25 protein-coding genes and 1 rRNA gene are annotated in these 13,764 nt (G+C 38.7%); all 26 read left to right on the top strand.

What is annotated here, in order from left to right; all coding sequences use genetic code 11:
• Nucleotides 1-99, top strand: a 5S ribosomal RNA gene (rrf, locus tag N3I35_15055); the annotation flags it as partial.
• 388 nt (nt 100-487) lie between these two features.
• A complete protein-coding gene (gene rpsJ, locus N3I35_15050; GenBank protein ID MCX8131397.1) occupies nt 488-799 on the top strand; it encodes a 30S ribosomal protein S10 in 312 nt (103 codons plus the stop codon).
• 145 nt (nt 800-944) lie between these two features.
• Entirely contained in the window at nt 945-1,583 is a 639-nt protein-coding gene (gene rplC, locus N3I35_15045) for a 50S ribosomal protein L3 (GenBank protein MCX8131396.1), read from the top strand.
• Between the two features lie 23 nt (nt 1,584-1,606).
• Nucleotides 1,607-2,230, top strand: a complete 624-nt coding sequence (rplD, locus tag N3I35_15040) for a 50S ribosomal protein L4 (protein MCX8131395.1) — start codon at nt 1,607-1,609, stop codon at nt 2,228-2,230.
• Nucleotides 2,230-2,583, top strand: coding sequence for a 50S ribosomal protein L23 (gene rplW / locus N3I35_15035; protein MCX8131394.1), 354 nt, complete (start codon nt 2,230-2,232; stop codon nt 2,581-2,583). Before rplD ends, rplW begins: the two co-directional genes overlap by 1 nt.
• 40 nt (nt 2,584-2,623) lie before the next feature.
• Complete coding sequence (gene rplB, locus N3I35_15030; protein ID MCX8131393.1) at nt 2,624-3,457, top strand: 50S ribosomal protein L2; 834 nt, start codon at nt 2,624-2,626, stop codon at nt 3,455-3,457.
• A 101-nt stretch (nt 3,458-3,558) separates the two neighbouring features.
• Nucleotides 3,559-3,843, top strand: a complete 285-nt coding sequence (gene rpsS, locus N3I35_15025) for a 30S ribosomal protein S19 (GenBank protein ID MCX8131392.1) — start codon at nt 3,559-3,561, stop codon at nt 3,841-3,843.
• A 247-nt stretch (nt 3,844-4,090) separates the two neighbouring features.
• A complete protein-coding gene (gene rplV / locus N3I35_15020; protein MCX8131391.1) occupies nt 4,091-4,435 on the top strand; it encodes a 50S ribosomal protein L22 in 345 nt (114 codons plus the stop codon).
• Nucleotides 4,436-4,454: 19 nt separating this feature from the next.
• Complete coding sequence (gene rpsC / locus N3I35_15015) at nt 4,455-5,123, top strand: 30S ribosomal protein S3 (GenBank protein ID MCX8131390.1); 669 nt, start codon at nt 4,455-4,457, stop codon at nt 5,121-5,123.
• Nucleotides 5,123-5,560, top strand: a complete 438-nt coding sequence (gene rplP, locus N3I35_15010; protein MCX8131389.1) for a 50S ribosomal protein L16 — start codon at nt 5,123-5,125, stop codon at nt 5,558-5,560. The genes rpsC and rplP overlap by 1 nt, the downstream gene beginning before the upstream one ends.
• A complete protein-coding gene (gene rpmC, locus N3I35_15005) occupies nt 5,550-5,747 on the top strand; it encodes a 50S ribosomal protein L29 (protein ID MCX8131388.1) in 198 nt (65 codons plus the stop codon). Before rplP ends, rpmC begins: the two co-directional genes overlap by 11 nt.
• A gap of 96 nt (nt 5,748-5,843) precedes the next feature.
• Complete coding sequence (gene rpsQ, locus N3I35_15000; protein MCX8131387.1) at nt 5,844-6,101, top strand: 30S ribosomal protein S17; 258 nt, start codon at nt 5,844-5,846, stop codon at nt 6,099-6,101.
• A gap of 39 nt (nt 6,102-6,140) precedes the next feature.
• Nucleotides 6,141-6,509, top strand: a complete 369-nt coding sequence (rplN, locus tag N3I35_14995) for a 50S ribosomal protein L14 (GenBank protein MCX8131386.1) — start codon at nt 6,141-6,143, stop codon at nt 6,507-6,509.
• Between the two features lie 35 nt (nt 6,510-6,544).
• On the top strand, nt 6,545-6,895 hold the full coding sequence (rplX, locus tag N3I35_14990) for a 50S ribosomal protein L24 (protein MCX8131385.1): 351 nt from the start codon (nt 6,545-6,547) through the stop codon (nt 6,893-6,895).
• A 29-nt stretch (nt 6,896-6,924) separates the two neighbouring features.
• A complete protein-coding gene (gene rplE / locus N3I35_14985) occupies nt 6,925-7,467 on the top strand; it encodes a 50S ribosomal protein L5 (GenBank protein ID MCX8131384.1) in 543 nt (180 codons plus the stop codon).
• A gap of 14 nt (nt 7,468-7,481) precedes the next feature.
• Nucleotides 7,482-7,667, top strand: coding sequence for a type Z 30S ribosomal protein S14 (locus N3I35_14980; GenBank protein ID MCX8131383.1), 186 nt, complete (start codon nt 7,482-7,484; stop codon nt 7,665-7,667).
• A gap of 27 nt (nt 7,668-7,694) precedes the next feature.
• Nucleotides 7,695-8,093: a 30S ribosomal protein S8 gene (gene rpsH / locus N3I35_14975; protein MCX8131382.1), complete on the top strand. Its 399-nt coding sequence runs from the start codon at nt 7,695-7,697 to the stop codon at nt 8,091-8,093.
• A gap of 250 nt (nt 8,094-8,343) precedes the next feature.
• Nucleotides 8,344-8,895, top strand: coding sequence for a 50S ribosomal protein L6 (rplF, locus tag N3I35_14970; protein MCX8131381.1), 552 nt, complete (start codon nt 8,344-8,346; stop codon nt 8,893-8,895).
• Between the two features lie 16 nt (nt 8,896-8,911).
• Complete coding sequence (rplR, locus tag N3I35_14965) at nt 8,912-9,280, top strand: 50S ribosomal protein L18 (GenBank protein MCX8131380.1); 369 nt, start codon at nt 8,912-8,914, stop codon at nt 9,278-9,280.
• 18 nt (nt 9,281-9,298) lie between these two features.
• The gene (gene rpsE / locus N3I35_14960) at nt 9,299-9,799 is read left to right on the top strand and encodes a 30S ribosomal protein S5 (protein MCX8131379.1); all 501 of its coding nucleotides are present in this window, start codon (nt 9,299-9,301) and stop codon (nt 9,797-9,799) included.
• Nucleotides 9,800-9,812: 13 nt separating this feature from the next.
• Nucleotides 9,813-9,992 (top strand): 50S ribosomal protein L30, encoded by a 180-nt coding sequence (gene rpmD / locus N3I35_14955; GenBank protein MCX8131378.1) that lies wholly within the window; start codon nt 9,813-9,815, stop codon nt 9,990-9,992.
• A 15-nt stretch (nt 9,993-10,007) separates the two neighbouring features.
• Nucleotides 10,008-10,451: a 50S ribosomal protein L15 gene (gene rplO / locus N3I35_14950; protein MCX8131377.1), complete on the top strand. Its 444-nt coding sequence runs from the start codon at nt 10,008-10,010 to the stop codon at nt 10,449-10,451.
• Between the two features lies 1 nt (nt 10,452).
• Nucleotides 10,453-11,745, top strand: a complete 1,293-nt coding sequence (secY, locus tag N3I35_14945; GenBank protein MCX8131376.1) for a preprotein translocase subunit SecY — start codon at nt 10,453-10,455, stop codon at nt 11,743-11,745.
• 123 nt (nt 11,746-11,868) lie between these two features.
• On the top strand, nt 11,869-12,522 hold the full coding sequence (locus N3I35_14940; GenBank protein ID MCX8131375.1) for an adenylate kinase: 654 nt from the start codon (nt 11,869-11,871) through the stop codon (nt 12,520-12,522).
• 37 nt (nt 12,523-12,559) lie between these two features.
• On the top strand, nt 12,560-13,324 hold the full coding sequence (gene map / locus N3I35_14935; protein MCX8131374.1) for a type I methionyl aminopeptidase: 765 nt from the start codon (nt 12,560-12,562) through the stop codon (nt 13,322-13,324).
• Nucleotides 13,325-13,471: 147 nt separating this feature from the next.
• Nucleotides 13,472-13,759 carry a KOW domain-containing RNA-binding protein gene (locus N3I35_14930; GenBank protein ID MCX8131373.1) on the top strand — a complete coding sequence of 96 codons (288 nt, stop codon included), beginning with the start codon at nt 13,472-13,474 and terminating at the stop codon, nt 13,757-13,759.
• The last annotated feature ends 5 nt before the right edge of the window (nt 13,760-13,764 follow it).

Below are 13,764 nucleotides of genomic sequence, written 5' to 3'. Positions count from 1 at the left end.
AAGGTCACACCCGTTCCCATACCGAACACGGCAGTTAAGCTTCTCAGTGCCGATGATACTTGGACGGCAACGTCCCGGGAAAGTAGGTCATCGCCAGATTTATTCCAAAGCCTTATGGTTATCGCCATAAGGCTTTGCTGCTTATAAAGTTTTTTTAAAAAACCCTTGCAAATATACTAATTCTATAGTAAAATGTTGAATGTTGTGACGTGGCATACGATGAAGCGGGAGATTGCTACTCGTAGAAGTAGGGAACTTTCGCAGAGAATGTCCGATTCTTGAAACCGGGCGACAAGTCACTGTACATTTTGCATAACGCACGTTTGGTGTGTTGGTTTGATGCTACGGCCCAGGTTTATACTGACTTTTTGTCAGGACTAATCTGGGTTTTTATATAGGAAACAATGAAACACCCGGCATAGTGTACAGAAATTACTTGTTGTACGTAACAAAAAATTATCCGCTTCAATTTAAAGGAGGTTTATGTATGGCAAGCAAGCAAAAAATCAGAATCAGATTAAAAGCATTTGATCATCAGCTTCTTGATCAATCCGCAGAAAAGATTGTTGAAACTGCAAAGAGAACAGGCGCTAAAGTGTCTGGTCCAGTGCCGTTGCCGACAGAGAAGGAAATCATCACTATTTTGAGAGCTCCTCACAAGTACAAGGATTCTCGTGAACAGTTCGAAATGAGAACTCACAAAAGACTGATCGACATTCTTCTTCCAACACCGAAGACAGTAGATTCCTTGATGAGATTGGATCTTCCTGCAGGTGTTGATATCGAAATCAAACTGTAAGATTAAAGACATAATAGGAAGGTAGCCGCTGGCAACAAAAGGGCCTTTGATATTGAGTCTTATCAAAATGTAATGCAAGTGTGTTAACAATAGGTCAAGTTCACATCCTATTCAATGTGAACCAATAACCATAGGAGGGAAAAAAATGAATAAGTTCATCATGGGCACCAAAGTTGGTATGACCCAGATCTTTAATGAAGACGGTCTTTCAATCCCTGTTACAGTAATCCAGGCTGGCCCTGTTACAGTAGTACAGAAAAAGACTGTTGACAACGATGGTTACAACTCTGTAAAGGTTGGTTTCTCAGACGTTGAAGAAAAGAAGCTTAACAAGCCGGAAAAAGGTTTGTTCGCTAAAGTTAAGGTAGCGCCAAAGAAATTCTTGAAAGAATTCAGAGCAACAGATTCTGAAAAGTATGAAGTTGGACAGGAAATTAAAGTAGCGGACATGTTCCAAGCTGGAGATAAAGTGGACGTAAGCGGCGTATCCAAGGGTAAAGGTTTTCAGGGTACAATCAAGCGTTACGGACAAAAAGGCGGCGCAGAAACACACGGTTCAATGTACCATAGAAGAGTCGGTTCAATGAGTGCTAATACAAATCCTGCTAGGGTATTCAAAGGTAAGAAATTACCTGGACATATGGGTGTTGACAACATAACAGTTCAGAATCTCGACATCGTTAGAGTTGACACTGAAAGAAACCTGCTTCTTGTTAAAGGCGCAGTACCAGGACCTAAAGGTGGTCTTCTGGTAATCAAGGATACCGTTAAGTCTGGTAAATAATAAGCACGAAGGGAGGAAAAGACATGCCAAAAGTTGATTTATATAATGTAAAAGGCGAAGTGGTTGGTAACGTAAGCCTGAGTGACACCGTATTCGGAGTTGAAGTAAACAAAGAAGCGATGCACGCAGCAGTAGTAAACCAGTTAGCAAATTTGAGACAAGGTACTCAGTCTACTAAGACAAAGAGTGAAGTTAGAGGCGGCGGTAGAAAGCCTTGGAGACAAAAAGGAACCGGTAGAGGAAGACAGGGAAGTATCCGTTCTGCTCAGTGGATCAAAGGTGGTATCGTATTAGGACCTAAGCCTAGGAGCTATAGATACACATTGCCAAAGAAGGTTAAGAGAATTGCCCTTAAGTCTGCTTTGACATCAAAGGTAGCAGGCCAGGATATCTTTGTTCTCGATAACTTCGGTTTTGACAAAATCAAAACAAAACAAATGGTAGAAGTTTTAAAGAACCTCAAAGTTGATTCAAGCGTATTGGTTGTTATCTCCGGAAAGGATGATAATGTTGAAAAGTCAGCAAGAAACATCCCCGGGGTTAAAACAGCTTTAGTAAATACAATCAACGTATTTGATATTTTAAAGCATGACAAATTCCTGATCACTAAGGATGCCGTATCAAAAGTTGAGGAGGTGTACGCATAATGAGAAGCCCAGAAGATATTATCAGAAAGCCTTTTGTTACTGAGAAAAGCAATATGGAGATCGCAAGCGGAAAGTACACCTTCATTGTAGATCCTAAGGCAACTAAAACTGAGATCAAAGTAGCAGTTGAAAAGCTTTTCAATGTAAAAGTACTTCAAGTAAACACCATGAACTTTGAAGGAAAAATCAAGAGAATGGGTGTCCACCAGGGACCAAGACCTGACTGGAAAAAAGCAATTGTTAAGATCGACCTCGATCCTAAGCCTGTAGCTTACAAGGAAAAGGGCGGCAAAGAAGTTGCAACCAACAAGAAATACAAGACAAGCATTGAGGAATTTGGCGTAGCTCAATAATTCCGAGGCAAGATTCAGTTTATAAAGGAGTGAGAAGAAAATGGCAGTAAAAAAGTATAGTCCTACTACTCCCGCCAGAAGATTTATGACAGTGTCAACTTTTGAGGAGATAACAAAGAAAGAACCAGAAAAGTCATTGTTGGAACCTTTAAAGAAAAACGGCGGTAGAAACTCTTACGGTAGGATCACTGTTCGTCACCAGGGTGGCGGTGCAAAACAGAAGTACAGAGTAATAGACTTCAAAAGGGATAAAGACGGAATAAAATCAAAAGTAGTTGCTATAGAATACGATCCAAACAGAACTGCAAATATTGCCCTTCTCCAGTACATTGACGGTGAAAAAAGGTATATAATAGCACCTGTTAATTTGAAAGTTGGAGATACAGTAGAATCAGGCGAAAATGCAGATATAAGACCTGGAAATGCATTACCCCTTCATAATATACCTGTTGGTTCAATGATTCACAATATTGAGTTGAAGCCAGGAAAGGGTGCGCAGATTGTAAGAGCTGCAGGAAACGCTGCACAGTTAATGGCTAAAGAAGGACAATATGCTTCAGTAAGATTGCCTTCAGGCGAAGTTAGACTGTTCAGGCTTGAATGCAAAGCTACACTCGGACAGGTTAGCAATATAGATCACGAAAATATCTCAATAGGAAAAGCCGGAAGAAAGAGATGGATGGGTATCAGACCTACAGTACGTGGTGTTGTAATGAATCCAGTAGACCATCCGCACGGTGGTGGTGAAGGTAAATCACCTATCGGAAGACCAAGTCCGGTAACTCCATGGGGTAAGCCTACATTGGGATACAAGACAAGGAAGAAGAAAAACAAATCTGATAAATTTATCGTTAAGAGAAGAAATCAGAAATAACCTGTTTAACGTTTAGGGTTTGAGTAAAAAGTTGAATTTAGGACTATTAAGCCTTAAACCATAAACTACGCTAATAGCGTGCAGGAAGGAGGATTAAGGATATGAGCAGATCGTTAAAAAAGGGACCTTATGTAGATGCAAAGCTTCTTAAAAAAATAGAAGAAATGAATAAGGTAAATGACAAAAAAGTTCTGAAGACTTGGTCAAGAGCATCAACTATTTTTCCACAGATGGTTGGACACACAATAGCAGTTTATGACGGCAAAAAACACGTTCCTATATATTTGACAGAAGACATGGTAGGCCATAAGTTGGGAGAATTTGCTCCTACCAGAACCTTTAAGGGACATGGCGGCCATACAGAGAGGTCAACATCGTTGAAATAATAATTATTTCTTCGGCATGGTAGTAGGCAGTAGGTAAAAGATAGATGGAATATGCCACTTTATCTGTAATCCAGGGCCTAACCTTAAGTCGAAGACGTCGAAAGGAGGAAATCCAGTGGAGAAGAAGGTTTTATCTAAAGACGAACTTCTTAAGCAAAAGGATGAGTTATTAGCAAAATACAACTCAACTCATAAAAAATACAACAAACCTGCTTTACTCACAAAGAAGGAGAAGAAGGTTTTAGGTATAGGTAAAGATGAAGGAAGAGCTATTCTTAAATATGCTCGTATATCATCAAGAAAAGTTAAAATTGTTCTGGATTTAATAAAAGGTAAAGGTATAGATGAGGCTTACGGTATAGTAAAATATACTCCCAAAGCGGCTTCAGAATTACTATACAAACTTTTGAAATCAGCAGAATCAAATGCAACCAATAACAACGGATTGAATAGAGATGAACTTTATGTGGCTGAGGCAAATGCTACTCAGGGTCCTACATTAAAGAGAATAATGCCTAGAGCTCAAGGTAGAGCTAACAGAATCAGAAAAAGAACAAGCCATATAACATTAGTATTAAAGGAAAAAAAATAAAGGAAAAGGAGGTTAGATAATGGGCCAGAAGGTAAATCCACACGGACTCCGTATTGGTATTATAAAGGATTGGGATACAAAATGGTATGCCAATGATAAGAATTTTAGCGAGCTTTTAGTAGAAGACGTAAAGTTGAGAAAATATATAAAGAAGAAATTATATATTTCCGGCATATCAAGAATTGAGATAGAAAGAGCTGCTAACAAGATCAAAATTAATATAAATACTGCTAAGCCCGGATTAGTAATCGGAAAAGGCGGTACAGGTATTGAAGAACTCAGGAAAGAATTAGAGAAAATGTCTCAGAAGAGCGTACTTATAAACATAACTGAGATCAAAATGCCTGAGGTTGAGGCTCAGCTTGTAGCAGAAAACATAGCATCACAGCTTGAAAAGAGAATATCTTTCAGAAGAGCTATGAAGCAGGCTATGTCAAGAGCAATGAAGTTGGGTGCCAAAGGTATAAAAACTGCAGTTGCAGGACGTCTTGGCGGTGCTGAAATTGCAAGGACTGAGCATTATCATGAAGGAACTATTCCCTTACAGACTTTAAGAGCTGATATAGATTATGGCTTTGCGGAAGCAGACACAACATATGGAAAGCTCGGTGTTAAAGTATGGATATATAAAGGTGAAGTTCTTCCTGCTGTTAAGAAAGCGAAAAAGGCGGAAGGAGGAGAAGCATAATGTTAATGCCTAAAAGGGTTAAACATAGAAAAGTTATGAGAGGTAGAATGAAAGGCGTTGCAACCAGAGGAAACGTGGTTTCCAGTGGTGAATACGGATTACAGGCTACTGAACCGGCATGGATTACAAGTAATCAGATAGAAGCTGCCAGAATAGCTATGACTCGTTTCATTAAGAGAGGCGGACAGGTTTGGATTAAGATTTTCCCTGATAAGCCTATAACTCAAAAACCTGCTGAAACCCGTATGGGTAGCGGTAAAGGATCACCGGAATACTGGGCTGCGGTTGTTAAACCGGGTAGAATATTATTTGAAATCGCGGGAGTTCCAGAAGAAACAGCAAGAGAAGCTATGAGGCTTGCTATGCACAAACTTCCTATCAAGTGTAAGTTTGTAACTCGCGATAAGGAAATGGGTGGTGAAGCAAATGAAAGCTAGTGAAATCAGAGAAAAATCACAAGGCGAATTGCAAAAGGAATTAGGTGAATTAAAATCCGAACTCTTCAAATTGAGATTTCAGCTTGCTACAAATCAGCTTGAAAACCCTATGAAGTTAAAGGATGTTAAGAAATCAATAGCCCGTGTAAAAACAATTCTTAAGGAAAAGGAATTAAAGGGCGTATAAACAGGAATGAGAATTGAGAACCGGATTTTCTAATAAGAAGGTTTAAAGTTCTAAATCCAGAGTTCACCTGAAGTGGTGAAAGGAGGGTAATAGTAAATGGTAGAAAGAAATCTTCGTAAGACCAGGGTAGGTAAAGTTGTAAGCAATAAAATGGATAAAACAATAGTTGTTGCTATAGAAAACAGTGTAAAGCACCCCTTATATGGTAAAATTGTTAAAAGGACCTATAAATTAAAGGCCCATGATGAAAACAATGAATGTCAGATCGGGGACAAAGTCAAGGTTATGGAAACCCGTCCACTCAGTAGGGAAAAGAGATGGAGACTTGTAGAAGTAGTAGAAAAGGCTCAGTAAACCTTATAGTATAAGGATTAATCGGAAGGAGGTACCAGAATGATACAAGTACAGTCCAGACTCAAGGTTGCAGACAACACGGGAGCGAAGGAATTGATGTGTATAAAGGTTCTTGGAGGTTCCTGGAGGAAGTATGCAAACATAGGAGATGTAATTGTTGCTTCGGTTAAAAATGCAACACCCGGTGGTGTTGTAAAAAAAGGTGACGTTGTAAAATGCGTTATAGTTCGTTCAAGAAAAGGCGTTAGACGTCCGGACGGTTCATATATAAAATTTGATGAAAACGCAGCAGTTATAATAAAGGAAGATAAAAACCCAAGAGGAACACGTATATTTGGACCTGTTGCAAGAGAATTAAGAGACAAGGATTATATGAAGATTTTATCACTTGCACCAGAAGTTCTTTAAGGTAGGAGTCTTTCAAAAGAAAGGAGCGGCTTAAATTGGCTAATAAGGTTCACGTTAAAAAAGGTGATACAGTATACGTTCTTTCCGGTAAAGATAAAGGAAAGAAAGGTAAAGTATTAAGCGTTAATCCTGATGACTCCATGGTTGTGGTAGAAGGTGTTAACATGGCAACAAAGCATGTAAAACCAAGAAGCAGATATCAACAGGGTGGAATAATACATCAGGAATCTCCAATAAATAGTGCCAAGGTTATGATTGTATGTGAAAGATGCGGAAAGCCTACAAAAATAGCAAAAAAGGTACTTGACAGCGGGGAAAAGGCAAGAGGATGTAAAAAGTGCGGAGAAGTAATAGACACATTTTCAACAGATAAAGACAATAAGTAAGACTCTTTCTGAAAGGAGGTTAATAATTAATGGCTAGATTAAAGGAAAAGTATAGTAAGGAAGCGATTCCTGCATTACAGTCAAAGTTTAAATATAAAAGCCCCATGCAAGTTCCTAAACTGGAAAAAGTGGTCATAAACATGGGTGTTGGCGAAGTAAAGGATAATCCGAAGGCTATGGACTCAGCAGTTAGCGACTTGGCTTTGATTACCGGACAAAAGCCGGTTGTAACAAAGGCAAAGAAATCGGTTGCTGCATTTAAAGTAAGACAGGGTATGAATATCGGATGCAAAGTTACTTTGCGTGGAGATAGAATGTATGAGTTTGTTGATAAATTCTTCAATGTTGCATTACCTAGGGTAAGAGATTTCAGAGGTGTTAAGAATAACTCATTTGACGGCAGAGGAAATTACTCCATGGGCGTTAATGATCAGTTGATTTTCCCTGAAATTGAATATGATAAGGTAGACAAGGTAAGGGGTATGGATATCATATTCGTTACTACAGCACATACAGACGAAGAGGCCAAGGAACTTTTAAAACTTCTAGGCATGCCATTTAGCCAGAGTTAAGGAGGGATTAGCGCGTGGCAAAAAAAGCGATGGTATTAAAGCAGCAAAGAGCACCCAAGTTCAGTACGAGGGCATATAATAGATGCAAGCTTTGTGGAAGGCCGCATGCATATATAAGAAAATTCGGAATATGCCGTTTGTGCTTCAGGGAACTAGCTTATAAAGGTCAGATTCCCGGCGTAAAAAAAGCAAGTTGGTAATACAATCATTGGAAGGAGGTTGAGCCCATGCAAATATCAGATACTATAGCAGATATGCTTACTAGAATAAGAAATGCAAGTTCTGCTAAGCATGAGTCCGTTGATGTACCGGCTTCTAATATGAAAAAGGCAATTGCCAAGATCTTATTGGAAGAAGGATATATAAAGGGTATAGAGGAAGTTAGTGACGGAAAGCAAGGCATAATAAGAATAAGTTTGAAATATACAGGTAATAAGCAAAATGTTATTACAGGTATTAAAAGAATAAGTAAACCTGGTTTGAGGGTTTATACAGGTAAAGAAGAGATACCTAAGGTTCTAGGAGGACTGGGTATAGCTGTTTTATCAACCTCAAAGGGATTAATGACAGACAAAAAGGCGAGAATAGAAGGCGTTGGCGGAGAAGTTCTTGCATTCATATGGTAAACCTTACGGCAAGTGGTTGGAAATAGGTAATAAGCATTAGAAAAGATAATGGAATAGATAAAGACACAGATAAACTTTGATTTTGGGAAATAAATACTTACAAAACAAATTTATATATGTTTTTATCTTAATCCTAGTCTTAACTAAAGGTTATAGCCACAAGCCTAAAGCTCAAACCGAAGGCGTATTCTGAAAAGGGTGGTACCCGAAGAGGATACACTCATAATTTAAAGAACTGGAGGTAGTTTTAATGTCTAGAATAGGAAAGATGCCCATTGCCGTGCCAAAGGGCGTCGATGTAAAAATTGAAAGTGATAACACAGTTACAGTAAAAGGTTCAAAAGGTACTTTGACAAAGCAGCTTCATAAGGATATGATAATAAAGGTAGAAAATAATACCATTATTGTTCAAAGACCTTCTGATGAAAAAATGCATAAAGCATTGCATGGTTTGACTAGAACACTTGTAAACAACATGGTTGAAGGTGTTACTAACGGATTTGAAAAAAATCTTGAAATAAATGGTGTTGGATACAGGGCACAAAAACAGGGCAAAAAACTTGTTCTTACTCTTGGTTACTCACACCCGGTAGAGATGGAAGAGCCTGCAGGTATAACTGTAGAGGTTCCTAACCCGAATAAACTTATAGTAAGGGGTATCGATAAACAAATGGTGGGTGAATTTGCTGCCAAGATCAGGTCTAAGCGTGAACCCGAGGTTTATAAGGGCAAAGGTATTAAGTATGAGACTGAAGTAATCAGACGTAAAGAAGGTAAAACCGGCGGTAAAGGCAAGAAGTAGGAAGGAGTGAGAATAAATGATAAACAAGCCAAATTCAAATGTAGCAAGGCTTAGAAAGCATACAAGAGTCCGCAAAAAAATCAGCGGAACGGCAGAACGCCCAAGACTGAATGTTTTTAGAAGTTTGAATCATATATATGCACAGATTATAGATGATACAACAGGGACTACTCTTGTTGCAGCTTCAACTCTTGATCAAGCTTTAAAGGGAAAATTTGCTTTTGGAGGAAACAAGGAAGCAGCTAAGGAAGTTGGCAAACTTGTTGCTCAGAAAGCACTTGATAAAGGAATAAAACAGGTCGTTTATGATAGAGGCGGTTACATTTATCATGGAAGAGTAAAAGAACTTGCAGATGCTGCAAGAGAAGCGGGATTGGAATTTTAGTGAAAGGAGTGGAAGAATTTGCAACGTATTGATGCTAGCACATTGGATCTCAAAGAAAAGGTTGTTAATATAGGACGTGTTACCAAGGTTGTTAAAGGTGGTAGAAACTTCCGTTTCAGTGCATTAGTAGTCGTAGGAGACGAAAACGGTTATGTAGGAAGCGGTATGGGTAAGGCTGCTGAAATTCCGGACGCAATCAGAAAAGGTATCGAAGATGCTAAGAAAAACCTGGTTAAAGTGCCTCTTGTAGAAACTACTATTCCTCATGAGGCTATAGGGGAATATGGTGCAGGCAAGGTTCTTTTGAAACCTGCAGGACCAGGTACAGGAGTTATTGCCGGAGGACCTGTAAGAGCGGTTCTTGAATTAGCTGGTATACATGATATTAGGACCAAATCACTTGGTTCAAATAATCCTATTAACATGGTTAACGCAACAATCAAAGGTCTTGCTCAGCTTAGAACAGCTGAAGAAATCGCTAAACTTCGCGGTAAGACTGTAGAAGAAGTACAGGCTTAGGAGGGAACTTCTCATGGCAAAGTTAAAAATAACCCTTGTAAGGGGTATTAACAAAGCTAAGGACGACCAGGTAGCTACAGTAAAAGCACTTGGATTAAAGAAAATAAGAAGTGTAGTTGAACATAATGACAATCCTCAGATAAGAGGTATGATTAATAAAGTTTCCCATCTGATTTCAGTAGAGGAAATTTAAAGGGAGGTGTAATCCATGAAACTGTTTGAGCTAAAGCCTTCAGAAGGTGCAAAAACTGCTCCGAAGAGAAAAGGTAGGGGTGTTGGCACTGGAAACGGAAAAACTGCCGGAAAAGGACACAAGGGTCAGAACGCAAGAGCTGGTGGCGGTGTAAGACCTGGTTTTGAAGGTGGTCAAATGCCTTTCTATATGAGAATTCCAAAGAGAGGCTTCAACAATAAAGAATTCGCAAATGCTTATGCGGAAGTTAATGTCTCTGCATTAAACGTTTTTGAAGACGGAACAACTGTTACACCTGAATTATTGAAGGAAACAGGAATAGTTAAGAAATTATTTGACGGAGTTGCTATCTTAGGAACTGGTGAATTAAGCAAAAAACTTACAGTACAAGCTGCGAAATTTACTAAGACAGCTTCAGCAAAAATAGAGGCTGCAGGAGGAAAGGTCGAGGTGGTATAGTATGGGCGGCATGTTTGAGACACTTAGAAATGCCTGGAAAATTCCCGATTTAAGAAAAAAGATTCTGTTTACAGTCGCTATGCTGATTATATACAGGATCGGTGGCCATATACCCGTTCCGTTTCTGGACGCAGATGAATTCAGAAACCTGGTTAAGTCGGGTGGAGCTTTATTCGGAATGTTTGATATTATAACAGGCGGTGCTTTTCAACTCGCAACAATATTTGCAATGAGCATCACACCATACATTAACTCATCGATCATTATGAACCTTTTAACTGTGGCAATCCCCGCCCTTGAGCGTTTACAGAAGGAAGGGGAAGAAGGAAGAAAGATAATTGCACAATACACTAGGTACGGCACCGTTGTGTTAGGATTTTTACAAGCCGTTGGTTTGTATATAGGGTTAGGTGGAGCAGTAGTTGGAGGAAGAAACTGGCTAAGTTTTCTAACTATAACACTGACTTTCACAGCCGGTACAGCATTCCTGATGTGGCTTGGTGAGCAAATAACTGAATACGGTATTGGAAACGGTATATCATTGATAATCTTTGCAGGTATCGTATCAAGAGGTCCTGCCGGAGCAGCTACCCTTATAAATTATTATACAGGTGGACAGCTGGGTTCAGGAATTATAGGAATTCTTGCTATAATCGGGATCCTTGTAGTTTTTATAGCTGTTATAGCATTAGTTATATGGGTAAATCAAGCTGAAAGAAGGATACCTGTACAGTATGCAAAAAGGGTAGTAGGAAGAAAAGTGTACGGAGGTCAGAGTACACATATTCCGATAAAGGTTAATCTTGCAGGAGTTATTCCTATCATATTTGCGATGTCTATTACGATGTTTCCATCGCAGATGATAACCTTCTTTGCACCAAAATCGGAAAACCCGATTCTTCTTTGGTTGAAGAACTCTACTGACAGCATATGGTATTCACTTATATATGCGTTGCTCATTATGTTCTTCACATTCTTCTATACAGTTATTCAATTCAATCCTATTGAAATTGCAAATAACATGAAGAAAAACGGTGGGTTTATACCTGGTATCAGACCAGGGAAGCCAACTTCCGATTATGTATCAAAGGTACTTAACAGAATAACCTGGTTCGGTGGATTATTTCTAGCAGTAATAACTGTAGTACCGACAATAGTGGGGTCGATTTTGCAGGTGAAAGGTCTGTTCTTTGGAGGTACAGCACTCCTCATATTAGTAGGTGTTGCTATAGATACAGTAAAACAGATCGAATCACAGATGTTGATGAGGCACTATAAAGGTTTTCTTGAATAATTAATAATTAGGAATTGGGGATGAAGAATTGATAGATAATATATTGATTCTTCATTCTGGATTCTAAAGGTTAGCTCCTGGATCCGATTCTTAGTTCTTAATTGATTTAAGATGGAGGAGAATATGAGATTTATATTATTAGGTGCGCCTGGAGCGGGAAAAGGTACTCAAGCAGTAGTATTAGCAGAGAAATATAATATTCCGCACATATCAACAGGTGACATTTTTAGAAGCAATATTAAAAGCGGTACAGAACTCGGTAAAAAAGCAAAGGAATATATTGATAAAGGCATGCTGGTTCCTGATGAAGTTACTGTGGGTATAGTAAAGGACAGAATCCAGCAAGACGACTGTAAAAAAGGATTTATCCTTGATGGTTTTCCCAGGACTATACCTCAGGCTGAATACCTGGAAAAGGTGCTAAGTGAGATGGGTGTCGGTCTGGATGCGGTTTTAAATATATATGTTCCAGAAGAAAACATAATCAAAAGAATATCAGGAAGACGTGTGTGCCCGGGATGCGGAATGAGCTACCATATTTTATACAATCCTCCTAAAAATGAAGGTAAGTGTGAATGTGGTACTGAAGTAATCCAAAGGGAAGATGATAAGGAAGAAACGGTCATAAGCAGACTGAAAACCTATCATGAACAGACAGAACCTCTTATAGAATACTACAAGAAAAAAGGTAAACTTATAAATGTAGTAGGACAGGAAAAAATTGAGGATACGTCAAAGGAATTGATCAATGCTTTGACCGGAATATCAAAAAGTTAATAAAAAAATCTTTTGATATTCGATTGGGTGCTAAATAATGATTTCTATAAAATCTAAAGCGGAAATTGAATTAATGAAAAAATCAGGGGAGATACTGGCGGAAGCTCTGATTAAGGTGAAGGAAGCTGTGAGGCCCGGAATAACTACTCTTGAAATTGATAAAATTGTAGAGGGTTTTATAAGAGAGAATGGAGCAATACCTTCATTTAAAGGATATAAAGGTCTGCCGGGGGCTGTAGATTACCCTGCCAGCATATGTTCGTCTGTGAATGACGAGGTTGTACATGGTATACCGGGTTTAAGAGAGTTAAAAAATGGAGATATTATAAGTGTGGATATCGGAGTTTATCTCAACGGATTTCATGCTGATGCTGCAAGAACATTCCCGGTAGGAAAAATATCGGATGCAGCACAAAAACTGATAGATGTTACCAAACAAAGCTTTTATGAGGGAATAAAACAAGCTGTGGATGGAAATAGGATAGTTGATATCTCTATTGCTATACAAAACTATGTTGAAAGTAATGGATTTTCCGTAGTGCGGGAGTATGTAGGTCATGGTATAGGAAAAGAAATGCACGAGGCACCACAAATACCTAACTACCGTACGAGAGAGAGAGGTCCAAGGCTTCAACCCGGAATGACACTAGCTGTGGAACCTATGGTTAATGCTGGAAAATACTTTGTCAAATTACTTGAAAATAAATGGACTGTTGTTACTGAGGACGGTAGCTTGTCTGCCCATTATGAAAATACTATCGCCATTACAGATAAAGAGCCGATTATTTTAACAAAAATCTAGTGTGCTGAAATCAACTTTTAATTGCAGTTTGGAACAAAGTATTTTATTATAGTAATGTTGACTGCAATTATTCGGTAAGTGCCGACAGTTAAAAGCGTTTGATAAAACTTGAAAGACTAGCTTATGCAGTTGACAGAGGTGATTTTTTTGGATATTGCCTTAGGCCAGGTTGTTTATTCAAAGGTAGGAAGGGATGCCGGAAGAAAATTCATTATTTATGATATAATTGATGATGCATATGTGGTGATTGCAGATGGTGATCTCAGAAGGATAGATAAACCTAAAAAAAAGAAACTAAAGCATTTGGGAATAACAAGTGAAATAATAGTTACTTTAAATGAAAAATTGGTAAATAAGCATAAGGTGACAAATTCTGAAATTAGAAAAGCCCTTGCAGCATTGAACAGTGATGAACAGGCTGCTTGTGAACAATAAATGTT

This window comes from Clostridia bacterium, from assembly GCA_026414765.1.
GTDB lineage: Bacteria > Bacillota > Clostridia > Acetivibrionales > DSM-27016 > SKW86.
This window is presented reverse-complemented; position numbering and strand designations above follow the sequence as displayed.